This is a genomic window from Streptomyces sp. NPDC096152, assembly GCF_044763235.1.
Taxonomy (GTDB): Bacteria; Actinomycetota; Actinomycetes; order Streptomycetales; family Streptomycetaceae; genus Streptomyces.
This window is the reverse complement of the sequence record NZ_JBIWFW010000009.1, coordinates 254,670-278,990: the sequence shown is the minus strand read 5'-3', so window position 1 is coordinate 278,990 and position 24,321 is coordinate 254,670. Positions and strand designations below refer to the sequence as shown.

General features: G+C 73.7%; 23 protein-coding genes. 12 read left to right on the top strand and 11 right to left on the bottom strand.

The genetic code is table 11. From position 1 onward, the window contains the following. The first annotated feature begins 26 nt into the window (after positions 1-26). From ACIQ9G_RS29420 to ACIQ9G_RS29410, 3 genes are read left to right on the top strand one after another with little or no spacing between them, the layout of a single operon-like run. Positions 27-557 carry a hypothetical protein gene (locus tag ACIQ9G_RS29420; RefSeq protein WP_403615441.1) on the top strand — a complete coding sequence of 177 codons (531 nt, stop codon included), beginning with the start codon at positions 27-29 and terminating at the stop codon, positions 555-557. A 15-nt stretch (positions 558-572) separates the two neighbouring features. Continuing rightward, positions 573-1,787 (top strand): MAB_1171c family putative transporter, encoded by a 1,215-nt coding sequence (locus ACIQ9G_RS29415; protein ID WP_403615438.1) that lies wholly within the window; start codon positions 573-575, stop codon positions 1,785-1,787. Further along, a complete protein-coding gene (locus ACIQ9G_RS29410; protein ID WP_403615436.1) occupies positions 1,784-3,355 on the top strand; it encodes an amidase in 1,572 nt (523 codons plus the stop codon). The genes ACIQ9G_RS29415 and ACIQ9G_RS29410 overlap by 4 nt, the downstream gene beginning before the upstream one ends. Positions 3,356-3,694: 339 nt before the next feature. Here ACIQ9G_RS29410 and ACIQ9G_RS29405 read toward each other — a convergent pair whose 3' ends face one another. The 3 genes from ACIQ9G_RS29405 to ACIQ9G_RS29395 all read right to left on the bottom strand — a co-directional run bounded on the left by ACIQ9G_RS29405 (position 3,695) and on the right by ACIQ9G_RS29395 (position 7,142). Continuing rightward, positions 3,695-4,882, bottom strand: a complete 1,188-nt coding sequence (locus ACIQ9G_RS29405; RefSeq protein WP_403615433.1) for a GDSL-type esterase/lipase family protein — start codon at positions 4,880-4,882, stop codon at positions 3,695-3,697. A gap of 56 nt (positions 4,883-4,938) precedes the next feature. Next, positions 4,939-5,508: a TetR/AcrR family transcriptional regulator gene (locus tag ACIQ9G_RS29400; RefSeq protein ID WP_403615431.1), complete on the bottom strand. Its 570-nt coding sequence runs from the start codon at positions 5,506-5,508 to the stop codon at positions 4,939-4,941. A gap of 107 nt (positions 5,509-5,615) precedes the next feature. Then, a complete protein-coding gene (locus ACIQ9G_RS29395) occupies positions 5,616-7,142 on the bottom strand; it encodes a CHAD domain-containing protein (RefSeq protein WP_403615428.1) in 1,527 nt (508 codons plus the stop codon). A gap of 218 nt (positions 7,143-7,360) precedes the next feature. Between ACIQ9G_RS29395 and ACIQ9G_RS29390 the strand changes: the two genes are divergently transcribed. Beyond that, complete coding sequence (locus tag ACIQ9G_RS29390; RefSeq protein ID WP_403615425.1) at positions 7,361-8,239, top strand: serine hydrolase; 879 nt, start codon at positions 7,361-7,363, stop codon at positions 8,237-8,239. A gap of 142 nt (positions 8,240-8,381) precedes the next feature. Further along, complete coding sequence (locus tag ACIQ9G_RS29385; RefSeq protein WP_403615422.1) at positions 8,382-9,701, top strand: serine/threonine-protein kinase; 1,320 nt, start codon at positions 8,382-8,384, stop codon at positions 9,699-9,701. Positions 9,702-9,826: 125 nt separating this feature from the next. Here ACIQ9G_RS29385 and ACIQ9G_RS29380 read toward each other — a convergent pair whose 3' ends face one another. The 4 genes from ACIQ9G_RS29380 to ACIQ9G_RS29365 all read right to left on the bottom strand — a co-directional run bounded on the left by ACIQ9G_RS29380 (position 9,827) and on the right by ACIQ9G_RS29365 (position 13,977). Continuing rightward, complete coding sequence (locus ACIQ9G_RS29380) at positions 9,827-10,276, bottom strand: response regulator (RefSeq protein ID WP_403615420.1); 450 nt, start codon at positions 10,274-10,276, stop codon at positions 9,827-9,829. Then, positions 10,273-11,829 carry an ATP-binding protein gene (locus tag ACIQ9G_RS29375; protein WP_403615884.1) on the bottom strand — a complete coding sequence of 519 codons (1,557 nt, stop codon included), beginning with the start codon at positions 11,827-11,829 and terminating at the stop codon, positions 10,273-10,275. Before ACIQ9G_RS29375 ends, ACIQ9G_RS29380 begins: the two co-directional genes overlap by 4 nt. Before the next feature lie 112 nt (positions 11,830-11,941). Further along, entirely contained in the window at positions 11,942-13,213 is a 1,272-nt protein-coding gene (locus ACIQ9G_RS29370; protein ID WP_403615418.1) for a PP2C family protein-serine/threonine phosphatase, read from the bottom strand. A gap of 278 nt (positions 13,214-13,491) precedes the next feature. Further along, complete coding sequence (locus tag ACIQ9G_RS29365; protein ID WP_403615415.1) at positions 13,492-13,977, bottom strand: MarR family transcriptional regulator; 486 nt, start codon at positions 13,975-13,977, stop codon at positions 13,492-13,494. Between the two features lie 211 nt (positions 13,978-14,188). On the opposite strand from ACIQ9G_RS29365, the gene ACIQ9G_RS29360 reads away from it, so the two are divergent. Then, complete coding sequence (locus ACIQ9G_RS29360) at positions 14,189-15,385, top strand: PP2C family protein-serine/threonine phosphatase (protein ID WP_403615412.1); 1,197 nt, start codon at positions 14,189-14,191, stop codon at positions 15,383-15,385. Between the two features lie 40 nt (positions 15,386-15,425). Here the strand turns inward: ACIQ9G_RS29360 and ACIQ9G_RS29355 are convergent, their stop codons facing one another. Next, positions 15,426-15,926: a MarR family winged helix-turn-helix transcriptional regulator gene (locus ACIQ9G_RS29355; protein WP_403615409.1), complete on the bottom strand. Its 501-nt coding sequence runs from the start codon at positions 15,924-15,926 to the stop codon at positions 15,426-15,428. A 196-nt stretch (positions 15,927-16,122) separates the two neighbouring features. Between ACIQ9G_RS29355 and ACIQ9G_RS29350 the strand changes: the two genes are divergently transcribed. Together ACIQ9G_RS29350 and ACIQ9G_RS29345 are read left to right on the top strand one after the other, a co-directional pair. Then, positions 16,123-16,278, top strand: coding sequence for a DUF6131 family protein (locus ACIQ9G_RS29350; protein ID WP_356195214.1), 156 nt, complete (start codon positions 16,123-16,125; stop codon positions 16,276-16,278). A gap of 183 nt (positions 16,279-16,461) precedes the next feature. After that, positions 16,462-16,893: a DUF6003 family protein gene (locus ACIQ9G_RS29345; protein ID WP_403615407.1), complete on the top strand. Its 432-nt coding sequence runs from the start codon at positions 16,462-16,464 to the stop codon at positions 16,891-16,893. Positions 16,894-16,908: 15 nt separating this feature from the next. Here the strand turns inward: ACIQ9G_RS29345 and ACIQ9G_RS29340 are convergent, their stop codons facing one another. After that, entirely contained in the window at positions 16,909-18,936 is a 2,028-nt protein-coding gene (locus tag ACIQ9G_RS29340) for an ATP-binding protein (protein WP_403615405.1), read from the bottom strand. Between the two features lie 139 nt (positions 18,937-19,075). Next, positions 19,076-20,584, bottom strand: a complete 1,509-nt coding sequence (gene proP, locus ACIQ9G_RS29335) for a glycine betaine/L-proline transporter ProP (RefSeq protein WP_403615403.1) — start codon at positions 20,582-20,584, stop codon at positions 19,076-19,078. A gap of 220 nt (positions 20,585-20,804) precedes the next feature. On the opposite strand from proP, the gene ACIQ9G_RS29330 reads away from it, so the two are divergent. From ACIQ9G_RS29330 to ACIQ9G_RS29320, 3 genes are all read left to right on the top strand, one after another. Next, positions 20,805-21,275 carry a cation:proton antiporter regulatory subunit gene (locus tag ACIQ9G_RS29330; protein WP_403615400.1) on the top strand — a complete coding sequence of 157 codons (471 nt, stop codon included), beginning with the start codon at positions 20,805-20,807 and terminating at the stop codon, positions 21,273-21,275. Between the two features lie 6 nt (positions 21,276-21,281). Then, a complete protein-coding gene (locus ACIQ9G_RS29325) occupies positions 21,282-22,556 on the top strand; it encodes a cation:proton antiporter (protein ID WP_403615398.1) in 1,275 nt (424 codons plus the stop codon). Between the two features lie 250 nt (positions 22,557-22,806). Further along, positions 22,807-23,442 (top strand): class I SAM-dependent methyltransferase, encoded by a 636-nt coding sequence (locus ACIQ9G_RS29320; protein WP_403615395.1) that lies wholly within the window; start codon positions 22,807-22,809, stop codon positions 23,440-23,442. A 12-nt stretch (positions 23,443-23,454) separates the two neighbouring features. Here the strand turns inward: ACIQ9G_RS29320 and ACIQ9G_RS29315 are convergent, their stop codons facing one another. Beyond that, a complete protein-coding gene (locus tag ACIQ9G_RS29315) occupies positions 23,455-23,868 on the bottom strand; it encodes a DUF4232 domain-containing protein (protein ID WP_403615881.1) in 414 nt (137 codons plus the stop codon). On the opposite strand from ACIQ9G_RS29315, the gene ACIQ9G_RS29310 reads away from it, so the two are divergent. After that, positions 23,801-24,133, top strand: coding sequence for a hypothetical protein (locus ACIQ9G_RS29310; RefSeq protein ID WP_403615920.1), 333 nt, complete (start codon positions 23,801-23,803; stop codon positions 24,131-24,133). The two genes, ACIQ9G_RS29315 and ACIQ9G_RS29310, sit on opposite strands and share 68 nt — an antisense overlap. Positions 24,134-24,321 lie beyond the last annotated feature (188 nt).

Below are 24,321 nucleotides of genomic sequence, written 5' to 3'. Positions count from 1 at the left end.
GGGCCGCGACGAGGAGGGGAGTCCGCATGGGGCGCCGTGACCGCACGGCCGACGAGGTAGAACGCCGCAGCCGCGCGTTCCTCGACACGCTCGACCTGCCCGCGGTGGACAGCGTGCTGGACCTGGTGCCGTTCATGGAGGACCGGCGCGGACGCTCCCTCCAGCTCGTGCCGTTCACCCCGGACCCCGCCGACCCGGACTCCCTGGACGCCTCCGCGCCGTGCGGACTGTGGCTGGCCACGAAGACCACGGACTACGTCTTCTACGACGCCGGCATCAGCCGCTCCCACGCGGAGATCATCGTGGCGCACGAGTTCGCCCACATGCTCAGGCAGCACCGCGGCAACGCCGCCAAGTCCCCGTTCGGCAACCTCGGCGGCCTGATCACGGACATCGATCCGGGCACGATCCAGCTCATCCTCGGCCGCACCCGCTACAACGACCCGGAGGAGTTCGAGGCCGAGATGCTCGGCTCCCTGCTGCAGGAGCGTGTGAGCACCTCCCGCCCCGCGCCCGCCCCGGACACCGACCCCATCGCCCGCACTCTGCTGCGCTGACCCCCGCAAAGGCCCGTGAAAGACATCCTTCACCCCCTCTGCCTGGCCATCGCGAGCACCGGGTTCGTCCTGCTGCTGCGCGACCTCGGCAGGAGCAGACGCGATCCCGCGCTCGTCGCGCTGGCCTTCACCTACGGCTTCTCCGCGGTGAGTTACGCCGTGTCGCTCACCTGGGTGTGGGTGCGCATCGACGGCGTCTTCGGGGTCACCAACATCTCCGTGCCGCTCGCGCAGAGCTGCGTCATCCTCGTCCTGGCGCTCCAGTCGACCGTGCTGGCGTACTGGTCGATGCGGCCCGAGCGGGCCCGCCGGCGCGGCCGCCTGCTGTTCGTCACGGCGGCCGCGGTCATCGTCGGCATGTCGGTGCTGTTCGCCCTCCTGACCCCGGCGACGACCCGGCCCGTCGACTTCTCGCTCTACTACGCGCACGACCCCTTCTTCCAGGCGTACGTGCTGCTGTACTTCGGCACCTACAGCGCCGCCGAGATCTATCTGGCCGTCTCCTGCTGGACGTACGCCCGCACCGCGAGCACCGCGTCGATCGCCTGGGGTCTGCGCCTGATCACCGTGGGCGCCGTCGTCACCCTCGGCTACAGCGGCCTCCGCATCGCCGCCGTCGTCGGCGCCGAAACCGGCTTCAGCGTCGACCGCTGGAACAACTTCGCCTGGGCCTGCGGCGACATCGGCGCCACCCTCACCCAGATCGGCTACTTCCTGCCCGTCCTCGCCCGCCGGATGGACGCCGCCCGCGACTGGACGGCCGCGCACCTCACCTACAGGCGCCTGCGCCCGCTGTGGGCCGCCCTCGACCGGGCGGACCCCGGCATCACCCTGCGCCGCCCGGCGCGGCAGCGCGAGGAGGTCCTGCGCGGCCGCAGCGCCCACTTCCCCCTGCTGCGCCGCCGGGTGGAGATCCGTCAGGGCCAGAAACTGCTCCGCCGCTACCTCGACCCGGGCACCCGCGCGCGGGCGGAGTCCCGCCGCCGCGCCGAGGGACTGACCGGTGCCGAACTCGCCGCCGCCGTCACCGCCGACCAGATCCACCACGCGCTGCTCCTGCACCGCGCGGACACCCCGGCGGACCAGCCGGCCGAGTACGCCGACGCCGCTCTCTCCCTGGCCACCACCGACGACGAGCTGCGTCATCTCCGGCGCGTCGCCGCCTACTTCACCCCGCCCGCCCACGGCGACACGCCCCGTTCCCGTACGTCGTCGGGAGCCGGCACGTGATCCTGCGCCGCACCCTGCTCCTGGCCTCGACCGCCCTCGCCACCGCGGGATCCGTACTCACCCCCGCGGCCGCCCGTTCCCGTCCCCCCACGCAGAAACCCGCGCGCATGCCCCTTCATCTCGATTCCGCCCGCCGACAGCTCGCCGCCCTCCGCAGCGGCCAGACCAGCAGCCGCGACCTGCTGGAGCAGTACCTGCGGCACATCGACCGGACCAACCCCGGCCTGAACGCCGTGGTCACCCTGGACGCCGAGGGTGCCCGCGCGGCCGCCGACCGCGCCGACCGGCACCTGGCCCGGACCGGCGAACCCCTCGGCGCGCTCCACGGGCTGCCCATGACGGTCAAGGACGCCCTGGAGACGAAGGGGATGCGCACCACGTGCGGCTCCCCCGACCTCGCCGACCACGTGCCCGACACGGACGCCGACGTGGTGGCGCTGCTGCGCGCGGCCGGCGCCGTCGTCATCGGCAAGACCAACGTCCCGACGCTCTGCCAGGACATCCAGACCGGCAACCCGGTCTTCGGCACCACGAAGAACCCCTACGCCGGGGACCGCACCGCCGGCGGCTCCTCCGGCGGACCGGCCGCCGCAGTCGCCACCGGACTGACCGCCCTCGAGGTCGGCTCCGACCTCGCCGGGTCGCTGCGCCTGCCGGCCGCCTACTGCGGCGTCTACGCCCTGCGCACCTCCCGCGGCACCGTGCCGGTCGTCCCCACCCGCGGCCACATCCCGCGCCCGCCGGGCTGGCTCACCAGCTCCGACATGCTCGCCCTCGGGCCGATCGCGCGTTCGGCCGCAGACCTCGACCTGCTCCTGGACGTGATCGCCGCGCCCTCCCCCGCCGACGGCGCCGCCTGGAAGGTGTCCCTGCCCGCCCCGGCCGAGGCCGGGCTCGACCGGTACCGCATCGGCGTCTGGGCCGACGACCCGTACTGCCGTGTGGACGCCGCCGTCCGCGCGCTGTTCGACGAGGTCGTGGCGCGCGTGCGCAAGGCCGGCGCCACCGTCGACGAGACCACCCGGCCCGTCGACTTCGCGGCCGGCGACCGGCTGTTCCAGCGCCTGATGTACGCCACCAGCTCGGCCACCGCGACCGACGAGGCGTTCGCCGCGGAGGTGCGGGCCGCCGAGGGCCTCGCCGACGACCCCGGCGCCCTCTACCTCACCTCGCGCACCATGCGGCACCGGGACTGGGCCCGCGCCGACGAGGAGCGGCAGAGGCTGCGGGCGCGCTGGGCCGCCTACTTCACCGACCACGACGTCCTGATCACGCCGGCCGCCCCCACCGCGGCCGTCCCCGACCAGACGTCCGTCCCGACGCCCCAGCGGTACATCACCGTTGACGGCGTCCGGCGCTCCTACTTCGACCAGACGAGCTGGATCAACCTGGCCGGTCCGGTCGGGCTGCCCTCCCTCGTCGTGCCCGCCGGGCGGACAGAGGACGGCCTGCCGCTGTCGGTCCAGGTGATCGGCCCGTACCTGGCCGACCGGACGGTCGTCGCCGTGGGCGAACTGCTCGCCCGCGTACTGCCCGCCGCGCCGCGGCCCGAGGCCCTCACCGGCTGACGGCCGCCCGGGACCCGGGTGTGTCCAGCCCCCACGGGGGTGGGGCAGGGCATGCCCGAACGGCAGAGGGGCCCCAGCTCGCACCTGGGGCCCCTCTGCGCTGCCGCACCCGCCGCGGGCGGCAGCCCCGCACCGGGCGGCGCGGCAGGGCGGCGGACCCGTGAGCGAGGTGGCGTGTCTCCGCATCCCGGGGGGCGGTGACGTGTGGAACCCCGCTTTGGGGTTAGTCTGTTCACAGGCCCGGATGCTGCATCCCCCGTCGGCGTCCGGGCCGTTCACGTTCCCGAGGGCCTGGGTAGTGGCCCCGATCGCGGTGGTCCCGTGCGCGGAGGCCCGGTATCAGGCGGTTTCCCGCGCGAAGGGGCCGCCGGCGGTGAAGGCCAGCTCGGCGAAGCGTTCCCCGATCCGGCGGTGGGTGTCCGCGTCCGGGTGGAGCCCGTCGGGCAGCGGCAGTTCGTCGTGGTCGGCGGGTCCGTAGAGTTCGCGCCCGTCGAGGAGACGCAGGTTCGGGTCCTCGGGCGCCCGCTGCCCGACGATCCGGGCCAGCTCCTCCCGTATGACCCCCAGAGTCAGCTTGCCGCTCGCGCGTTCCGCCGGATCGCCCGCGGCCCGGAAGCGCAGGCGCCCGGTGCTGAGCGCGCCGAGGTCCGGGGCGCTCGGGCCGGGTGTGTCCTCGTGGATGGGGCACAGGAGGGGCGAGACGACGAGCAGCGGCGCGGTGGGGTGGCCCTCGCGGACGGTGTCGAGGAAGCCGTGGACGGCGGGGGTGAAGGCGCGCAGCCGCATCAGGTCGGTGTTGACGAGATTGATGCCGATCTTGACGCTGATCAGGTCGGCGGGGGTGTCGCGCAGGGTGCGGGCGGTGAACGGGTCGAGCAGGGCGCTGCCGCTGAGACCGAGGTTGATCAGTTCCACACCGGCCAGGGAGGCGGCCCGGGCGGGCCAGGTGGTGGTGGGGCTCGCGGCGTCGGAGCCGTGGCTGATCGAACTCCCGTGGTGCAGCCACACCGTGCTGGCGTGGTCCGGGGCGGGCTCGACGGGCGCGTCGGTGCGCAGGGCGACCAGTTCGGTGGTCTCGTTGTGCGGCAGCCAGATCTCGACGGTCTTCATCTCGCCGGGCAGGCCGGTGAAGCGGAGGGTGCCCACCGGGCCGGGCCGGTGCTCGGCGGCTCCGGTGGCCATGTCGACGGTCAGGGTGCTGCCGCCGCGCACGCTGCCCTGTCCGGCGAGGCGGCCGTCGACGAGGAGGTCGTACACGCCGTCCGGGCGGGGCGGGGCTCCCGCGTAGACCCGTTTGGTGGGGAGTGTGTCCAGTTCGACGGCGGTGGCCCGGGTGCGCAGGACCAGCCGTACGCCGGAGGGCTGGGACTCCGCCAGGGCGAGCTGGCCGTCGGGACACTGGGCGCGGGCCCGGGCGGGCAGCCGGTGCGGCAGCACGCCGTGCGCCGTGCGTTCCAGGTCGAGGGCGCCGCGCAGGAGGCCGGCGGTGACGGGCGTGGTGATCCACTCGTGCTCGGTGGTGTGCATGGTTGCGGCCTGTTGGTCGAAGGGGTGGGGCGGCGCGGGGGGCACGGGTGCGGCGGTCAGGGCGCGGGCCAGTTGCGCAGCAGGGCGTCGAGGGCGTCCAGGACCCGTGACCAGGTCTCCTCGGTGTCGGGGGCGCTGTGGCTGAACCCTCCCCCGAGCTCCAGGCTGACGTAGCCGTGGAAGACGCTGCCCAGCAGGCGGACCGCGTGGGTCTGGTCCGGCTCGGTCAGGTCGTAGCCGCGCAGGAGCGCGCGCGTCATCTGTGCGTGCCGGGGCCCGGCACTGGCGGCCGCCGTCTCCGGGTCGAGCCTGAGCTGGGCCGCGGCGTAGCGGCCGGGGTGCTCCCGGGCGTAGTCGCGGTAGACGCCGGCGAGCGCGGTCAGCGCGTCCTTGCCGGCCCGCCCGGCCAGGGCGTCGGCGGCACGGTCGGCGAGTTCCTCCAGGGCGAGCAGCGCGATCCTGGTCCTGAGGTCCTGGGAGTTCCTCACGTGCGAGTAGAGGCTGGCGACCTTCACGTCGAAGTGCCGGGCGAGCGCCGAGACGGTCACCTGGTCGAACCCGACCTCGTCGGCCAGGTCCGCCCCGGCCCGCGCCAGGCGCTCCGCGGTGAGCCCCACACGTGCCATGACCTTCCTCCCACTCGACCAAAGGCATTATGCAGTTTCCTAAAACCTTTAGGCAACTGCACGCACGGACAGCCGGGGGGGGAGGACGGCCGGGAGCCTCGCGGTGGCTACGCGAGCGACGACCTCGCCTTCCCGGCCCGCTCCCAGACCTCCGGCAGCTGCTCTTCGCGCAGGGCGGCCGTGACGCGCTCCTGGCCGTGCAGCAGGCCCCAGGTGAAGCTGGACTCCCCCGCCGCGTGAGCCGCGACGGCCAGGCGCCGCAGCGCGTCCTGGGTCACGACGCCGTCGTGGTGCGCTCCGCTCACCCGCTGGACGGCCTTGACGCGCTTGCCGAGCCGCCGGGCGGGACGGCCGAGGGCGGGACGGGCCGCCTCGGCGGCGTAGCGCAGCCGCTTGGCCGCCTTGCGGGCCTGGTGGACCGCGGCGTTCCGGTCCGGGCCGGGCGGCAGACCGAGCGCGCGGTCCATGCGCCGCTCCAGCCGGCCGTACTCCTTGACCAGCGACTTGACCATGACCTTCTCGGGCCTGCGGCGGGCCTTGGCGCGCAGGGGCGGGCGTGCGGCCAGTTCGCTCAGCCGGTCCAGCAGGGCCGTGTAGCGGGGCGAGTCGAGGGCCGCGAGGGTGCGTCCGCGGGTCGCGGCCCGTTCCGCCACGTCCCAGGTCTGCAGGCGTGCGGCGACGGGGCCGAGGACCAGCTCGGCGGGCAGTTCTCGCACCCCGGCGTGCAGGCGTTCGCTCAGCACCTCCTGGTCGCGTTCCGGCCCGAGCTCCCCGGCCAGCCAGCGCAGTTCGCCGCGGACGGGGTCGGTGACGTCGCGGTCGAGGACGGAACGGTAGGAGCGCAGGGCGCCGCGCAGCCGGCGGCAGGCGACGCGCATCCGGTGCACCGAGTCGGGCGCGCCGCGGCGGACCGCCGGGTCCAGGTCGACCAGCGCGCGTATCTGTTCGCGCAGGTGGTCGCGGAGGTACGCGCCGGCCGAGCCCGGGACCACGTCCGTCTCCGGCTCCTCGGCGCCGAGCGCGCCCGGCGTCGTCTCCGTCAGGGCGCGGGCCAGCTTGGAGGGGCTCTGCGCACGGCCGACGCCCCTCTTGCGCAGGATCTTCTCGACGCCGTCCAGCAGTGCGGGGTCGCCGCCCTCGGCAAGCTCGACCTCCATCTCCGTCCACACGGCGTGGCCGCCCCCCTCGACCAGCGAGTCGGCACGCACCGTGTCCAGGCTCAGCTCGGCGAGGGCGCCGCCCCGGGCGTCGACGAGGTCCCGGACGGACCGGGTGGTGCGGATGCGCACCACCGGCCGCACCGGCGCGCCGCGGGTGCGGGAGTGGACGAGAGCACGCAGTTCGTCCGGTACGTCGTCGGTGAGCGGGGCCTGCACCTCCTCGCGGCTGTCCCCGGCCAGGGGCAGCTTGAGGTGCCAGCCGGCGTCCGCGCCGCCCGTCCTGCGCCGCAGCGTCGCCGCGCCGCGGGCCAGCCGCAGGTCGGCGGTGTCGTAGTAGACGGCGTCCAGGTCCTGGATGCCCCGGTCGACCAGCGACGCACCGGGGTGCGCACGGGCCAGGTCGGGCAGCCACGCGATGTCGTCGGCCGCAGGCGCCGCGTACTTGCGTTCGGTCTCTCGTTTCGACTGGGCCATACAGTGCCCGTTGACGGAAACGGGCAGATGAAACCCTTCGGCCCCTCCCGGCGGCGGCGCGCTTCCGCTTATGGCGCTTTTCACAATCCGGCCGAAACGGGGCTCGCGGTGACGGCGGTCACCTCACGGAACCCGCGATTTGTCTACGTTCGCTGCCATGTGACCCTGTCCGACCACCCGCTGAGGCTCCCGTGATCCTGCCGTACCGACCCTGCCCCGTGCCGCCCTCGACGACCGCGGGGAGGCGCCGTGGCGGACGCGCCGTCGCCGCCGGCGTGCTCCTCGCCTCCCTGACCACGCTCCTGTCGGCCGCCGCCCCGCACGCGGCGACGGCCGCCGGGGCCGCACCGTCGGTGCGGAGCGGCGCCCCGACCGGGAAGCCCCTGCCGGTCCGGCCTCAGGGCAGGGCCCGGGTCACGGCCGCGGTGCTCGACCTCGACGGCCCGGCCCGGCAGCCCACCGTGTACGGCGACGACGCCCCGTACGACACCGCCAGCATCAGCAAGGTCGACATCCTCGCGGCGCTGCTGCTCAAGGCCCAGGACGCGCACCGGGGCCTCACCGCCCAGGAGCGCGCCTACGCCGCACCAATGATCCGGCGCAGCGACAACGCCTCCGCGAACGCCCTGTGGCGGCGGATCGGCAGGGCGCCGGGTCTGGCGGCGGCGAACAAGCGCCTGGGGCTGACCGCCACGCGCGGCGGCTCCGGCCCCCGGTGGGGGCTCACCCGGACCACGGCGAGCGACCAGGTACGGCTGCTGCGGGCGGTGTTCGGCACCCCGTCGGCGGCGCACGCGGGCTCCACGGCACTCAACGGGGGGTCCCGGGCCTACATCCGCACCCTCATGACGCATGTGTCGAGCGACCAGACGTGGGGCGTGCCGGCGGCCTCCGGCGCCGCGCCGGCCGTGAAGAACGGCTGGCTGCAACGCGACACGTCCGGGCTGTGGGACGTCAACAGCGTCGGCCAGGTCGGGGCGCACGGCCACCGCTACCTCGTCGCGGTCCTGTCGGACGGCAGCGCGTCGATGAAGGACGGCGTCCGGCTGGTGGAGGCCGCGGCCCGGGCGAGCGTCTCCTCCGCCTCCGGTCGCTGACCGGCGCACCGACGCGGCGGGCGAAAGCGCTCGACGGCGGCGCGACCGTCACCGATGGGGTGGACCGCGCGAAAGCGGGTACTTGCGACCAGGCACGGTTGGCCATTGCGCACTGCTTGCGTCGACAGTAACGGAGAGACAGATGAAGGGCCCTCGATCGGGTTTCCCGTCGACACTTCTGGCGCGGCCTGCCGAAGTCGTCGGTGGCCGCTACCGGTTGGGGACGCGGATCGGACAGGGCGGCGTGGCCGACGTCCACGAGGGCGTCGATCTCCGCCTGGGACGGCAGGTGGCCGTCAAGGTCTTCCGGCCGGGGTCCGACCCGCACATGGAGGAACGCTTCTCGGAGGAGGCGGTCCTCCTCGCCCGCATGCAGCACCCGAGCCTGGTCACCGTCTACGACGTCGGCCGGCACGGGGACCGCGACTACCTGGTGATGCAGCTGGTGAAGGGCCCGACACTGCGCCGGTGCCTGTTGGCCGGGCCCCTGCGCCCCGGGCGCGTCGCCGAACTGGGTGCCGCGCTCGGCCGCGCGCTCGCCCATGTCCACGGAGCCGGTGTCGTCCACCGTGACGTCAAGCCGTCCAACGTCCTGCTGAACTCCTCCGGACATCCCCATCTGACGGACTTCGGCATCGCGCGGCTGGCCGACTCCACCCGCCACACCGCCTCCGACGTACTGATAGGGACCGCCGCCTATCTCTCCCCGGAGCAGGTCATGGGCCAAGCGGTGGGCTCGCCCGCCGACGTCTACGCGCTCGGCCTGGTCCTCCTGGAGTGCCTCAAAGGGGAACTCGAGTACGAGGGGACCCCCCTGGAGGCCGCCGTCGCCCGGATGCACCGGCCGCCCGTGGTGCCGGACTGGGTCCCCGACGATCTGGCGTCCCTACTGCTCCTCATGACGGCCAAGGACGCGGCGGCGCGCCCCGACGCCGAGCACTGTGCCGAGGCGCTGTCGGCCCTGGCCGTTCCCTCCGACGCGACGGCAACCTCATCGCTCACCGCGGCGGACATCGAGGCGCCGCTCCAGGCACCCGCCGTCGCACCGCCCACCCGGCCCCGGCGTACGGGCCGGGGCGCACAGGTCCGGAGGCTGGCGGTGGGCACGGCCCTCACGGCACTCTCGGCCGCGGCGCTGGGGGCCGGATTCACCACGGTCTCGGACAGCCCCCCGAACAGCGGTGAACGGGCCGCACCCACGTCCCCGCTCACCCGGCAGCCCTCCGATGGCACGCCGCGGGCTCCCCGGCCGACCGGTCCGGCGTCCCACTCCTCCATGCCCTCCGCCGCCGCCGCGGCCGACCCCGTACAGCAGACCTCGCACCGGGAGGACTACACCGGGAGTGGAGGCAGCGTGTCCGGGCACGTCCCCGGGACCCACGGCGGCCGCAAGGCGGCCGCCCCGGCGCACCAGCCCAAGGGCCATGGCGGAGCCCACGCGAAGCCCAAGGGCCGCGGCTGAACGGCACATCGCCCAAGAGCTCGCATTGAACGGCACGTCGCCCGAGGGCCGCGGCCGAAGCGCGCGTACGGACCGATGCCGCCACGGCGTTCGCCGGCAGTGTCGGGCAGTCCGTCCGCCGCTGCTCAGCGTCTGTGCCTCGGCAGGCGGACGACCTGGACGAAGAAGTCGTCGATCTGGCGGACGGCGGCGATGAACTGGTCCAGGTCCACGGGCTTGGTGACGTAGGCGTTGGCGTGCAGCTTGTAGCTGCGCAGGATGTCCTCCTCGGCGGCGGAGGTGGTGAGCACCACGACCGGGATGTGGGCCAGGTCCGGGTCGGACTTGATCCTTTCCAGAACCTGACGGCCGTCGTACTTGGGCAGGTTGAGGTCGAGCAGGATCAGGTCCGGCCGCGGCGCGGCGGCGTGCTCGCCGCGCCGGTAGAGGAAGTCGAGCGCCTCCTCGCCGTCCCGTACGACGTGGAGGGTGTTGCCGATCTTGTTGTCCTCGAAGGCCTCACGGGTCATCAACTCGTCACCGGGGTCGTCCTCCACGAGGAGGACGTCGATGGGGGTGGCAGCGGGGACGGTCATGTCAGGGCCTTCTCTTCGGTGCGGGAGTCCGGACGGGCGTCGGCGTCCTCCGCCGTGCCGGTGTCGGACGGAAGGGTGAAGCAGATGCGGGTGCCGCCGGTGTGCGCGGTGTCGATCCAGATCCGGCCGCCGTGGTACTCGACGATCTTCTTGCACAGCGCCAGGCCGATGCCGGTGCCTCCGTAGGCGTCGCGGCTGTGCAGGCGCTGGAAGATGACGAAGACCTTCTCGGCGAACTCCTCCGGGATGCCGATGCCGTTGTCGGCGACGCACAACCGCCACATGTCGGGCTGGTCCGGGTCGGTCTCGCAGGTGACCCGGATGTGCGGCGCGAGGTCCGGGCGGCGGAACTTGACCGCGTTGCCGACCAGGTTCTGCCACAGCATGGCCAGCAGCATCGGATCGCCGACGATCCCGGGCAGCCGCTCCGGCCGCTCGACGCGGGCGCCGGACTCCTCGACGGACGCCGCCAGGTTCGCCAGCGCCCTGGCGAACGCATCGTCCAGCTCGACGGGGAGCCGGGAGTCGTTGACCCGTCCGACGCGGGAGAAGGTGAGCAGGTCGTTGATGAGCACCTGCATCCGCTTGGCTCCGTCGACCGCGAAGTCGATGTACTGCTGTCCGCGCTCGTCCAGACTGTCGCCGTAGCGCTTCTCCAGCAGCTGGCAGAAGGAGGCGACCTTGCGCAGCGGTTCCTGCAGGTCGTGGGAGGCGACGTAGGCGAACTGCTCCAGTTCGGCGTTGGACCGGCGCAGCTCCACCGCCTGGGCGTCCAGGTCGGCGGCCTGCCGGACCAGGATGTCCTGGGCACCGCGGGAGGCCTCCAACTCGGTCACGATCCGCTGCCGCATGTCCTCGACGTCGCGCGCCACGGCGGTCAGGTCGGCGGGACCGTCGCCGGTGATGACATGCGCGAAGTCGCCCCGTGCCACCTGCCGGGAGGCCGCGCGCAACGCCTCCAGCGGGCGGGCCACCAGCAGCTTGACCAGGAAAGCGAGCACCACCCCGGTGAGCAGGAACGCCGCCACCATGCCGGTCAGGACCGCGTCGCGCACGGTGCGGGCGTGCGCCAGCCGGGCCCGGCCGTCCTCGACCGCCCGGGCGAGGTCGCCGTTCTGCTTCGACCACAGCGTGCGCAGGTGGTCGAAGGCGGCCTTTCCGCGTTCGGCGTTCGTCCGGTCGATCGTCCGGGGCCGGCCCGGGGTGATGCCCGCCGCCAGCGGTTCGGCGTAGGTGCGCCGCCACGCGGCCGCTCCCCGCTCGACGGCGCGCAGATCCGCGACGAGCACCGGCCGGTCGCCGAGGAGGTCGCGCAGCCGGGCGGCCGAGTGTGCCTCGTCCTGCTTGCCCCGGGCGTACGGGGAGAGGAACTGGCGGTCGGCGGCGATGGCGTAGCCGCGGATGCCGGTCTCCTGGTTCACGAGCGCCGCCTGCAGCCGGTAGGCCTCCACCTGGGCCGGCTGCACCCGCAGGAGCAACTCGTCGGTGACCTCGGCGGTGCTGTTGAGCAGGCTGGAGCCCACCGCGGTGCCGACCACCACCAGCAGCACCATCAGCGCCAGTACGAGGTGGAACCACCCCCGCACCGTCAGCCGGCGCCCGGCCGTCCGGGCCCTGCCCGCGATCTTCCTCACCGTGTGCTCCGCCACCGTTCGTCCCGTCCGTTCAGTTCCATCGCAGGTGCAGCACGGCGACGTCGTCGGCCAGGCCGCCCTGCTCCTCGGCCAGGCCCTCGGCGCGTTCGATGAGACCGTCGACGAACGCCTCCGGCGCCAGTGCGACGGCCTCCCGCGCGAGGTCGAGCAGCCCGTCCTCGCCCAGCCGCTCCGGTCCGCGTCCGACGTGTCCCTCGAACAGCCCGTCGGTGAACAGCACCAGGGACGCGCCCGCGGGCACCGTCAGCTCCTCCTCGGGCCAGCGTGCCCCGCCGGGCACCACGCCCAGCGCCGGGCCCGCGGGCACCTCGACCCACTCCACGGCGTCCCGTGTGCGCCGCAGCAGGCCGGGGTGGCCCGCCCGCACCGTCCGGACCCGCCGGGCGCCGGGGACGGCGGTGAGGCTGGTCAGGGTGGCGAACACATTTGGCCTGACCCGCTCCGCCACGAGGATCTCCTCGAGCCGGTTGATCTGCCGCGCGCCGGTGATGCCGCTGAGCACCAGCGTGCGCCAGGCGATCCGCAGGGCCACGCCCAGGGCGGCCTCGTCCGGCCCGTGCCCGGACACGTCGCCGACCACCGCGTGCACGGTGCCGTCGTCGCTCTGCACGATGTCGTAGAAGTCGCCGCCCAGCAGCGCCTGGGCCCGGCCGGGACGGTAGCGGGCCACCGCCTCCACGCCGTCGCCGCGCAGCAGCGGGCGCGGCAGCAGTCCCCGTTCCAGACGGGCGTTCTCCTGTGCCTGCATCTGGCTTGCCTGGAGGGCGACCGCCGCCTGCTCGGCCTGCTTGCGCTGGATGGCGTAGCGGACCGCCCGTCCGAACAGGTCGGGTTCGACCCTGCCCTTGACCAGGTAGTCCTGGGCTCCGGCGGCGACGGCCGCGAGTCCGGTGTGCTCCTCGGCCAGTCCGGTGAGCACCACCACCGCGACCTGGTCGGCGTGGGCCTGGATGCGCGAGACGGCCTGGAGCCCCTGCACGTCGGGCAGGTGGAGGTCCAGCAGGACGCAGTCCGGCACCTCCGCGGCGAGCGCGTCGCTCGCCTCGGCCATCGAGCGGACCCACCGCAGGCGCATCGTCAGCTCGCTGTCGGCGACCAGTTCCTCCACCAGCAGCGCGTCGCCGGGATCGTCCTCGATCAGCAGGACCGAGGGTTTTCGGCCCGCCAGGTCCACGGCGAGGCCGTCCGGCGCCGGTATGCGCGGCTGCGGCCGTATCCGCGCTCGCGTCCGTGCTCGCCCCTGTGAGGACAGGTCGGCAGCCTCCGGCTGCGACGTCGCCATGGACCCGCCCCTCCTCGCCCCGCATCGTGCCCGCCCGACCCTTGCCGACAGGCAACGGTCGAGAGCATACCCAGACCGCTCGCCGGCGGCTCCGTTGGTTCGCGCCTTTCATTGCCGGGTCCCGCAACTATTGCAGATTGACAACTATGACCGTGAGGCAACAAAGTGGCCGCGTCACGTGAGCGCGGGGAGGAACGGGGGATGGTCCGATGGGCACAGGCCGGTGCGTGCGCCGCTCCGGGGAACCGCTCGGCGGCCCCCGCGCCGCGGGGGACCGCTCAGGCGGTCCGGCTGCCGGACGCCTGCGGCTCGTCGTATATCCGCGTCGCGGCCGTGGCGCAGAAGGCTTCCAGCCCTCGCACCAGCGCGCCGCGGTCGGCGGCCGACATCTGGTCGAGCACGGCGCTCAGCGAGGCCTCCCTGCGGGCGCGCAGATCGGCGAGGAAGGCGTGGCCCCGGCGGCTGAGGTGCAGTCGCACCTCGCGTCGGTCGGCCGGGCTGACGACCCGTTCGACGAAGCCCGCGGCCTGCAGGCGGTCGCACAGGCGGCTGGTGGACGGCGGGGTGGACGCGAGGGAGTCGGCCAGGGTGCGCAGGTTGATGCCCTCGTGGTGTTCGAGGACGAGCAGCACGCGAAGCTGGGACACGGAAGCGGGTGCGGTCGAGGCGCAGCCCCACAGGATCTCCAGCAACTCCGCCGCCGTGGAGGTCACTCGTGCGACCTCCTGGGGCTCTTGACGGGGGCGGAAGGAAGTCACAGTCACACTCTCGCAGGCACCGGGGTGCCTGTCAGCGTACTAGCCGGGCCGCGCCGCGCCACCCGCGGGTGCGGGTGACGTGTCCGCGCGGCGCCGCGCGGACCCGGACCGGACCGGCATGTGAGCCGGTGGTGCCGGGAAGTCCAACCATGTGCAGGCCGTACGGCCCCGAAGACCGAGGGGCCGGGACGGCGCGGACCACTGAGACGGAGAGGGTGTGGACAGCGTGAAGGCCTCCGAACCGGCCCCTTGCGCGGAGAAGCTGCTCCGGGCTGCCCCGCCCCACGAACTTGTCGCCACCACGGCCCGGCTGCTGGCCGACCGCGTCGGCGCCCGGGAGGTCACGCTTCTGGTGGCGGACTACGGGCTGAGCGTGCTGCAACCGGTCACGCATCTGCCGCACACCGGCGAGCCGGTCCCGGCCTCGGACGGCCCGGCCGGCCGTGCGTTCACCACCCAGGTCCCGGTCGTCGAGGTCACCGACGACCCCGTCACCGATCTGGTGCACCTGCCGATCACCGTCCGCGGCGACCGGCTGGGCGTGCTGTCCGTCCGGCTGCCGACCGGCGGCACCGATCCGGCCACCGTGCTCCAGATCGCCGACGTCGCCACCGCCCTGGCCCACGAGATCGCCGCCGCCGGCCGTGACACCGACCTCTACCTCCAGGCCCGGCGGACCCGGCGGCTCACCCTCGCCGCCGAGATGCAGTGGCAGTTGCTGCCGGGCCGGGGCTACGCCCGCCGGGAGTACAGCCTCGGAGCGCACCTGGAGCCCGCCTACGCCATCGGCGGCGACAACTTCGACTGGTCCTCGGACGCGGACCACCTCACCGTCACCATGACCGACGGCATGGGGCAGGGCATAGACGCCTCGCTGCTCACCACCCTGGCCGTCGGCGCCCTGCGCAACGCCCGCCGCGCGAACATCGGCCTGGCCGACCAGGCGTGCCTCGCCGACCAGGCCGTCTTCGCCCAGTACGGCGGCAAGGCCTACGCCTCCACGCTGCTGCTCCGGTTCGACCTGGACACCGGCATCGTGCAGGCCGTCGACGCGGGCTCACCGCAGTTGTTCCGGCAGCGCGGCGGCAGCATCGAGCGGATCGAGCTGGAGGCCCAGCTCCCGCTCGGGATGCTCGAGGAGACGCTGTACGAGGAGCAGACCTTCCAGGTCGAGCCGGGCGACCGGCTCTTCGCGGTCAGCAAGGGCGTGCACGGGGCGCGCTCCGAGAAGGGCGCCCCGTTCGGCGAGCAGGCCCTGCGCCAGACGATCACCGCCGCGGCCGCCATGCCCCCGCACGAGGCCGCACGGGCGGTGGTCTCCGGGCTGGTCGAGCACTTCGGCAGCCGGGACCTGGCGGCCGACGCCGCCGTCATCTGCCTCGACTGGCGGGGGCGCCCCGCCGCGGACCGCTGATACCGGGCCACCGCTCCGGGAGGCCGCGGTACCGCCGGCCCTACGTCCTGTCGGGGCCGTGCGGGTGCGCCGCGTTCCGTACGGCCCGGAACGCCCTCAACCCCCGCCGCAGCGCGGCACGGTCGGCCGTCTCCATCGCCTCCAGGACCTCCGCCAGGCCCTGCGCCCGCCGCCCCGCCACCTCGTCGAGCACCTGACGGCCCTGCGCGGCCAGGTTCAGCTGCACCTCACGGCGCTTGAGCGGGTGCAGCACCCGCTCCAGCAGCCCCGCCGCCTCCAGCCGGTCGCACAGCCGGCTCGCCGTCGGGGGCCCCATGTCCAGCCGCTCGGCCAGCGCGGTCAGATTCAGCCCCGGCTCGGCCGCCACCACCCGCAGCGCCCGCAGCTGCTGGAGGGACAGCCGCAGCGGCGCCTCCTGCACGGCCAGCAGCCACAGGTCCGTCAGGCTGTCCACGGCGTCGGCGAGCTCCAGCGCGACGGCCTTGGCATCGCCGTCCGGCCCGTTGACCGGGTCATCGCCGAAACCGCCGAGATGCGTCACGAGTAGGTCACTTTCAGTAAGTGGCAGACAAAACGTATGATGTTCCGTTCTTCCTCACGCAGTACCCGATGGGCCGACCGGCACGCACAGCGGTCGCGGTCATCAACCGTTTCGTCTTTGTACCAAAACCGGGGGACGACTCCCCACGACTCGGGGTACACGGTGAGAGACGCACCACCTGCAACAGGAGGCGGCCATGATCATCCTCGGCGTCATTCTGCTTGTCATCGGCTTCGTCACCGGCATCTCCGTCCTGTGGACCATCGGCATCATCCTCGCCGTGGTCGGCGCCGTCCTGTGGGTCCTGGGCGCCATGGGCCACGCGGTCGCAGGACGCCGGCACTACTGGTGAACGAACCGGCGAGCGGACCGGGCCGACGCGCACCAGCACGCGGCACCGCGCCCACTGGTGCGCGCGGCCCTTCCTGACATTCCGGCGTCGACACGTCGAGACCCCCCGGTCGGCGGACGATGATTCGGCCCTCGCGGGGTACGGGAACCGGGACCAGCCCCCCAGTTCCCGGGAGAACCGCGCATGACCGACGACGCCTACCTGTTCCTGCTGAACGATCTCGACGATCCGGCCGCCTCGCTCGGCGTGCCGCCGGCCGCCGTCGGGCAGCTCGCGTGCATGGACACCCCCGCGGTGCGGGCGTGGCTCGACGCGCAGGGCGTCTCGGCGACGTCGGCGAAGCTGCGGGTGCTGCCGCCGGACGAGACGGCGGCCATTCCGGAGCAGGCGGAACGCCTGCCGGTCCCGCTCAGCGAGGAGGAGCTGAGCCGGGTGCGTCAGCAGAGCGCACCGGAGAGGATCGCCCGGGTGGAGGAGGCGCTCCTCGCCTACCGCGACTGCACGGACGGCAGGGACGCCCTGCTGGGCCGGGCGCTCGCGGCCGGTGTGCCGGTCAACCGCATCGTGGAACTGACGGGCGAGGACCCGGCCGCGGTGGCGGCGGCCGCCCGCTGACGGCCCGCCGACGCGTCAGCCGCCGTCGGCCGAGCGGCCCAGGAGGTCCACCAGGACGGATTCTGGGTCCCGGCCGGCGGTGCGGAGCATGACCTCCTCGTACGTCTCGTCACCGAGCAGGGTCCGCGCGGTGGCCTCGTAGCGTGCGCGCACGGGCTCCAGTTCCGGGGTCCCGCGCTGCGGGTGGCCGACCGCGCTCCAGAACGTCTCGCCCGCGCCGTACGCCGCGACCGCCGACTCCCCCGCGCCCTGTGCGGCGAGTGCCGATGCCAGCAGATCGAGTCCGAGGGCGAGACCGAAGTTGTCCCCGATGCGCCGCTTGCCCTCCAGCATGGACGTGGCGTGCGCGGCGGCGTCCTTCACCCGGTCCTCGAACAGGGCGACGAGGGCGAGCTGGTAGTCGCAGTAGGCGCGGGTCCACCACTCCCCGAGGGCCACGCAGACGCCGTGCAGCTCCCCGGCCTCGTCGCGGGCACGTCCCAGCAGTCCTTCCGACGTGAGGGCGAAGACCCGCACCAGACGGCACAGGACCCGGCCCGGCGAGGAGAAGGCCGGTCCGGCGGCCAGGTCCAGGGCACCGTCGACCACCCACCGGGCGGTCATCGGCCGGCCCTGGAGAAGATGGATCAGGCCCTCCAGATAGGCCGCGTGGAGCAGGCCTTCCACGTCCCGCCGGGCCTCCGCCTCCTCACTGCACACCTCGGCCAGCGCGGTCGCGGCCGTGTGCTCGCCGCGCAGCACGCGGGCCACGCCGAGGCCCCACAGGGCCCGGGCGCGCTCCGGGCCGGGCTCACTCGCCGCCGCCAGCGCCGCCTCCCCGTAGACCACGGCCTCGCGAAGGTGCCCGCAGCAGCTCCAGAAGAACGCGAGCAGTCCCGCCATCTCCAGTGCCGCCGCCGGCCGGGTGACGAGCAGGTGGTCCAGGGCGGCGCACAGGTCGGCGTGGGCGCGCTCCACCTTCCCGTACCAGACCGCCTGGTGGGGGCTTAGCCAGGCCTGGTGTGCGCTGCGGGTCAGGCTCAGGAAGTGCTCGGCGTGCCGGTCCGCGAGCAGCGGGGTCTCGCCGATTCCGTCGAGCCACATGCCGCCGTACTCGCGCACCGTGTCGAGCATCCGGTAGCCGTCGCGGATCCGGGACAGGACGGACTTCGCCGCGAGGGCCGACATCGTCGCCTCGACGTCGGCGGTCGGCAGTGGCTCCCCGCCGCACACGGCGCGCACGGTGCCCGGGTCCACCACGCCGCGGAAGACGGACATCCGTGCCCACAGCAGCCGCTCCGCCGGTGCGCACAGTTCATGGCTCCAGCCGATGGCGGTCCGCATCGCCCGGTGGCGCTGGGGGCCCGCCGGGACCTCGCGGGCCTGCACGTCCAGCCGTGAGCGCAGATCCCGCTCGACCTCCGTGACGGTGCGCCGCGCGAGCTGTCCCGCGACCAGTTCCAGGGCCAGCGGGATGCCCTCCAGCCACCGGCACAGCCGCGCGGCGGCCACGAGGTCGGCCGGGTCGGTGAGGGGGGCACCCGCGGCGGCAGCGCGCCGGCGCAGCAGCTCGACGGCGTCGGTCTCGGCCGGCAGCGGCCCCAGGGCGCACACGTGCTCCCCGGGCACGCCCAGCGGCTCGCGGCTGGTCGCCAGGACGGTCAGGTCGGGGCAGGTCATGACGAGATGGGCGACCAGATGGCGGCAGGCCCCCAGCAGGTGCTCGCAGGAGTCGAGCACCAGCACGGCGTCCTTGTCCCCGAGCCACTCGCACAGGGCGTCCAGCGGCATGGTGGCGGTGTGGTCCGAGAAGTCGGCCGCGTCGGCCACCGTCGCGATCAGCAACCGGTCGTCCCGCAGCGGCCACAGGTCGGCCCAGGCCACCCCGCGGGCGCCGCCGTCGCGGACCGTGTGCGCGGCGCGCAGGGCGAGGCGGCTCTTGCCGACCCCGCCCATGCCCGTGACGGTGACCAGGCGATACCGCTTCAGCGCATCGGCGAGGTCGGCCAGTTCGGTACGGCGCCCCACGAAGTCGGCGTCGTTCTCGGGCAGGTTGCTCAACACGGCACCAGTCTCGCCGCCCGGCGGCCCGCGCAGGGCCATGTTGCCCCATTCGAGTGATCAGCGCACTACTACCGGCCACCCCTCACGCAGGGTCGCGCCCCACGTGAGGAGCACACCGTGGAGGACGGAACCGCGCGGCTCAGAACCTGGGCGCCTGGGTCTGGCTCTCCACCAGCCGGGCGGCCTCCTCCGGCGTCGACACCGCCGGCGGGGAGCCCGCCAGCGGCCGGCGCGCCGTCTCCTTCATGCAGGCGACCGCGACGACGCCGACGAGCGCCGCGGCCATGGCGTAGTACGCGGGCATGAGTTCGCTCCCGGTGGCGGAGATCAGCGCGGTGATCACCAGGGGGGTGGTGCCGCCGAAGAGGGAGGTGGAGAGGTTGTAGCCGATGGACAGGGAGCCGTAGCGGACCTGGGTCGGGAACAGCGCGGGCAGCGCCGCCGACATCGTGCCCAGCATGCACACCAGCGACAGTCCGAGCATCAGCATCCCCGCGGAGACAGCGATCAGGCTGCCCTGCTTGACCAGCAGGAACGCGGGGATCGACAGGAACAGGAAGCCGAGCATCCCGACCATCAGCAGGGGCTTGCGGCCCACCCGGTCGGACAGGTTGCCCACCACGTTGATCAGCAGCATCAGCACCACCATGGTGCCGATCAGGATCAGCAGGCCGTGGGTCTCGGAGTACCCCATCTCGTCCGACAGGTAGGTCGGCATGTACGACAGGAGCATGTAGTCGGTGATGTTGTAGGCGGCGACCAGGCAGACACACAGGACGAGGGTCGGCCAGTACTCGCGGAAGATCTTGGCCAGGTCTCCCTTGGCCGACGTCTCCACGGTGGACGCCGCCTCGGACGCCCGGTGGACGGAGCCGTCCTCCAGTCGCTGGAACGCGGGCGTCTCGTCGAGCTTCAGCCGCAGGTACAGGCCGATCAGCCCGATGGGGCCGGCCACCAGGAACGGCACCCGCCAGCCCCAGGACTCCATGCCGCCGTCGCCCAGGAGCGCGGTCAGCACGGTCACCAGGCCCGCCGCGCCGACGTAGCCGGCGAGCGTGCCCAGTTCCAGGAAGCTGCCGAAGAACCCGCGCCGCCGGTCGGGCGCGTACTCGGCGATGAAGGTGGACGCGCCGCCGTACTCACCGCCCGTGGAGAAGCCCTGGACCAGACGGAACAGGATCAGCAGGACCGGGGCCCAGAAACCGATGACGGCGTACGACGGGATCAGGCCGATGGCGAAGGTGCCGACCGCCATCATGATCATGGTCAGGGCGAGCACGCGCTTGCGGCCGATCCTGTCCCCCATCGGCCCGAAGACCATGCCGCCGATCGGCCGTACCAGGAAGGACACCGCGAAGGTCGCGAACGAGGACAGCAGCTGGACGGTGCCGTTCCCGGACGGGAAGAACACGTGCCCGATGGTGACCGCGAGATAGCTGTAGATCCCGAAGTCGAACCACTCCATCGCGTTGCCGAGCGAGGCGGCCTTCACCGCACGCTTGACGGCCTTCGCGTCGGTGACGGTGATGTCGGTCCGCCGCAGCGGCGGATTCCTGCGCCGCTTGACGGCCCTGAACAGGGTGCGGTGGCGCCGGAGCGCCTCGGGGTCGGCGTCGATCTCTAGCGGATCGGATGCGCTGTCCGCCACGGAGGACTCCCATCTTGCCGGTTCACGGGCGTGCACGGGATCGGTTGCTCACTCGTGGCGATCGCAAACAGTCCGGCCGGCCGGAGCGATCTTCGTCACGTTTGCGCCGCCCGGGCCCTGCACGGGAATTCCAGAGACGCCGGTTAGGGTGTCGCCAACGATCGGTCAAGAAAAAGTCAAGCACGAGTCAGGTGGGGAGACAGCCGTGGGGGTCGCACGCATGAGCAGTACGCCGTTGCCGGGCATCGGGGTCCGTTACGACCTCACCACGCGGGAGCGGAGCCGGCTGTCGGTCGTGGCCCACCGGGACGGCTCCCGGACCCTGAGCGCCTACCGGCAGGACGATCCGGACGCCTGCGCGCTGTCGGTGCGGCTGTCCCCGGGCGAGGCGGAGACCCTCGTCGACGCGCTGATGCCGGAGCACCGCAGTCCGAGCCTGCTGTCGACGACCGAGCTCGGGCTGGTGGCCGAGCGGATCGAACTGCCGGTCACGTCGCACTGGAACGGCCGGCTGCTGGGCGACACCCGGATGCGGACGGAGACGGGGGTGTCGATCGTGGCCGTGCTCCGCCGGGCCGGGGCGATCCCCTCCCCCGGTCCGGACTTCCGCCTGGCGGGCGGGGACGTCCTGATCGTGATCGGCACGCGCGAGGGCGCCGACGCGGCCGCCGCGATCCTCGGACGGGAGTGACCGGGCGTGCACTCCTCCGCGGTCTTCCTGATCGAGTTCGGCGCGATCATCCTCGCCCTGGGACTGCTGGGCCGGTTCGCCGGGCGCCTGCGGTTCTCGCCGATTCCGCTGTACCTGCTGGCCGGGCTCGCCTTCGGAGAGGGCGGGCTGCTGCCGCTGGGCGCCAGCGAGGAGTTCGTGGCGATCGGCGCCGAGATCGGCGTGATCCTGCTGCTGCTCATGCTGGGCCTGGAGTACACGGCCGGCGACCTGGTCTCCAACCTCAGGACCCAGTATCCGGCCGGACTCGTGGACGCGGCCCTCAACGCGCTGCCCGGAGCCCTGGCCGCGTTGCTGCTCGGCTGGGGCCCGGTCGCGGCGGTCGTGCTCGCCGGGGTCACCTGGATCTCCTCCTCCGGGGTGATCGCCAAGGTGCTCGGCGACCTCGGGCGGCTGGGCAACCGCGAGACTCCGGTCGTGCTGAGCATCCTGGTCCTGGAGGACCTGTCCATGGCGGTCTACCTACCGATCGTCACGGCCCTGCTCGCCGGGACCGGTCTCGCGGCGGGCGGTGTCACGCTCGCCGTCGCCCTCGGCGCCGCCGGACTGGTCCTGCTGGTGGCGGTGCGCTACGGCCGTCACATCTCCCGCTTCGTCTCCAGCGACGACCCCGAGAAGCTGCTGCTCGTGGTGCTCGGCCTGACCCTGCTCGTCGCCGGTCTGGCCCAGGAGTTGCAGGTCTCCGCGGCGGTCGGCGCGTTCCTGGTCGGCATCGCCCTGTCCGGTGAGGTCGCGGAGGGCGCCCACAACCTGCTCGCGCCGCTGCGGGACCTGTTCGCCGCGGTGTTCTTCGTCTTCTTCGGCCTGCACACCGATCCCTCGGACATCCCGCCCGTCCTTCTGCCCGCCCTCGCCCTGGCCGCCGTCACCGCCCTGACGAAGATCGCCACCGGCTACTGGGCGGCGCGGCGCGCGGGGATATCGTCCCGGGGCCGCTGGCGGGCCGGGGGCACCCTGGTGGCCCGCGGCGAGTTCTCCATCGTCATCGCCGGGCTCGCCGTCACCGCCGGGATTCAGCCCGCACTGGGCCCCCTCGCCACCGCCTACGTGCTGATCCTGGTCGTTCTCGGCCCGCTCACCGCCCGCTTCACCGAGCCCCTGGCCCGCCGGCTGACGGCTCGGCGGATCTCCCCCTCCATCTCCGCCCCCGCCCCCTCGCCCACCGAGGCCTCGCTCACGGGAGCGCGGGGCGCGGCGGGCGAGGGAGTGGTGGGCGGCCATGACCCCGCGGGACGGTCGTGAGCGGTGGCCGGACCGGCGGCCGAGCGGCCCGTCCCTCGCCGGGCGGACTCCGAACCGATGGCCGAGCGGTCCGCGCCTCGCCGGGCGGACTCCGAACCGATGGCCGAGCGGTCCGCGCCTCGCCGGGCGGGCTCACGGCCGCGGGTTCCAAGGGCGGGCGTCGGGGACCGCGCCCGTGTCACCCGTTGTCCGGGTCGGTCGTGGATGCGACGATGCCCGCACCGACGGCGGTCACGGAGGGGGAGGCTTCTTGAGCGACCAGGGAGAACGGGCCCGGGCGGCGGCGGTGTTCGACGCCCTCGGAGCCGACTACGAGAAGGCGTTCGCCCACTCCGAGGCGCACCGGGCGTCGCTGGCGTGGCTGCTGGAGCAACTCGCGCCCGGCAGCCGGGTGCTGGACGTCGGCAGCGGCACCGGCCGCCCCACCGCCGCCACGCTCGCCGCGGCGGGGCATCACGTGCTCGGCCTCGACGTCTCCCCCGTCATGGTCGACCTGGCCTCCCGTCAGGTGCCCGATGCCGAGTTCCGGTGCGCCGACGTGCGCGAGGAGCCGCTCGCCGAGGCCGGTTTCGACGCGGCCTGCGTGTACTTCTCCCTGCTGCAGATGTCTCGCGCCGACCAGACCTCGGTGGTGCGCCGGGTGGCGCGGGCCGTGGCGCCGGGCGGCAGCGTGGTCCTCGCCACCGTGCCCCTCGGTGTGGAGGACGTGGAGGGTGTCTTCATGGGCCAGGCCGTCCGGGTGACGAGCTTCGACGCACCGGACTTCACCGGCATGGCCGCCGGAGCGGGACTGGCGGTGGTCTCGCAGGAGACGCTGATGTTCACCCCCGACCACCCCGAGGGCGCACCCGAGCCGCACCTGTTCCTCCACTGCCGGCGGCCATGACCCGGACGCGGATCAGGCCGGCTTCACCGCCGACGCCGCCGTGACCGTCACCTTGTTGTCGCACTCCGCGAACTGACCGTCGTCCAGGGCCACCTGATGCGAGCCGGAGCCCGGCAGACCGATCACCAGCGTCGGGTAGACGACCGGATCGGCGCCGGACACGCAGTAGCCGTCCGCCTCGCCCTGGACCTGGACGAAGGTCAGCTTCACCCAGGCCCTGCCGCCCGGCGCGACCCGGACCGGAGCCGCGGAGCCGACGCGGGTGACCGACAGCGGAACGTTGTGCTGCGGGGAACCGTTGGCCGCGCCGGCCACCGTGGGATGCCCCTGGAGGAGGCACGGCCGTGCGGAGACGTTGGTGAACCCGACGACGGCCGCTCCGGTGCCCGTCCCCGGCGGACGGTGTGCGGCCTGGCGGGCGGTCACCTTCAACGCCGTCGCCGCGCAAGTCCGCACCGGCGCGCCCGACGACCCCGACACCGGAGAGGCGCCCGTACCCGGCGCCGTCGCGCCGCCCGCGCCGCCCGCGCCGCCCGTGCCGGAGGACGTCCCGCCCGAGGACGGCGCCCCGGCCCCCGGCGTCCCGCCGGCGGGTGCCGTGGTCGCGGCACCCGGCGTACCCGCGGAGGAGGCCGCCGTGCCCGGCGCCTGCGGTGACGCCCCGCTCGCCGGCCCGTCGCCGCCCGGCTGACACGCGGCCACCGACAGTGCGGCCGTGACTGCGGCCATCGCCAGCGTGGCCTTGCGGATGCGGTTTCCGTACTGCATGACGCCCCCCGAAATCGGACTGCCCGGCCGGCCCGTCGCCGGCCTTCCCCGAGGGAGAGGTGGCCGGCGGACGCCGGGTTCCTCCGGGGATCACCTGTGACACGGCGGTGA

Excerpts from the sequence above, each read along its gene's own strand:
- ACIQ9G_RS29420 (WP_403615441.1), top strand. The coding sequence starts at position 27 with ATGGGGCGCCGTGACCGCACGGCCGACGAGGTAGAACGCCGCAGCCGC.
- ACIQ9G_RS29405 (WP_403615433.1), bottom strand. The coding sequence starts at position 4,882 with ATGCACACCACCGAGCACGAGTGGATCACCACGCCCGTCACCGCCGGC.
- ACIQ9G_RS29400 (WP_403615431.1), bottom strand. The coding sequence starts at position 5,508 with ATGGCACGTGTGGGGCTCACCGCGGAGCGCCTGGCGCGGGCCGGGGCG.
- ACIQ9G_RS29395 (WP_403615428.1), bottom strand. The coding sequence starts at position 7,142 with ATGGCCCAGTCGAAACGAGAGACCGAACGCAAGTACGCGGCGCCTGCG.
- ACIQ9G_RS29385 (WP_403615422.1), top strand. The coding sequence starts at position 8,382 with ATGAAGGGCCCTCGATCGGGTTTCCCGTCGACACTTCTGGCGCGGCCT.
- ACIQ9G_RS29380 (WP_403615420.1), bottom strand. The coding sequence starts at position 10,276 with ATGACCGTCCCCGCTGCCACCCCCATCGACGTCCTCCTCGTGGAGGAC.
- ACIQ9G_RS29375 (WP_403615884.1), bottom strand. The coding sequence starts at position 11,829 with ATGGTGCTGCTGGTGGTGGTCGGCACCGCGGTGGGCTCCAGCCTGCTC.
- ACIQ9G_RS29370 (WP_403615418.1), bottom strand. The coding sequence starts at position 13,213 with ATGGCGACGTCGCAGCCGGAGGCTGCCGACCTGTCCTCACAGGGGCGA.
- ACIQ9G_RS29350 (WP_356195214.1), top strand. The coding sequence starts at position 16,123 with ATGATCATCCTCGGCGTCATTCTGCTTGTCATCGGCTTCGTCACCGGC.
- ACIQ9G_RS29345 (WP_403615407.1), top strand. The coding sequence starts at position 16,462 with ATGACCGACGACGCCTACCTGTTCCTGCTGAACGATCTCGACGATCCG.
- ACIQ9G_RS29330 (WP_403615400.1), top strand. The coding sequence starts at position 20,805 with ATGAGCAGTACGCCGTTGCCGGGCATCGGGGTCCGTTACGACCTCACC.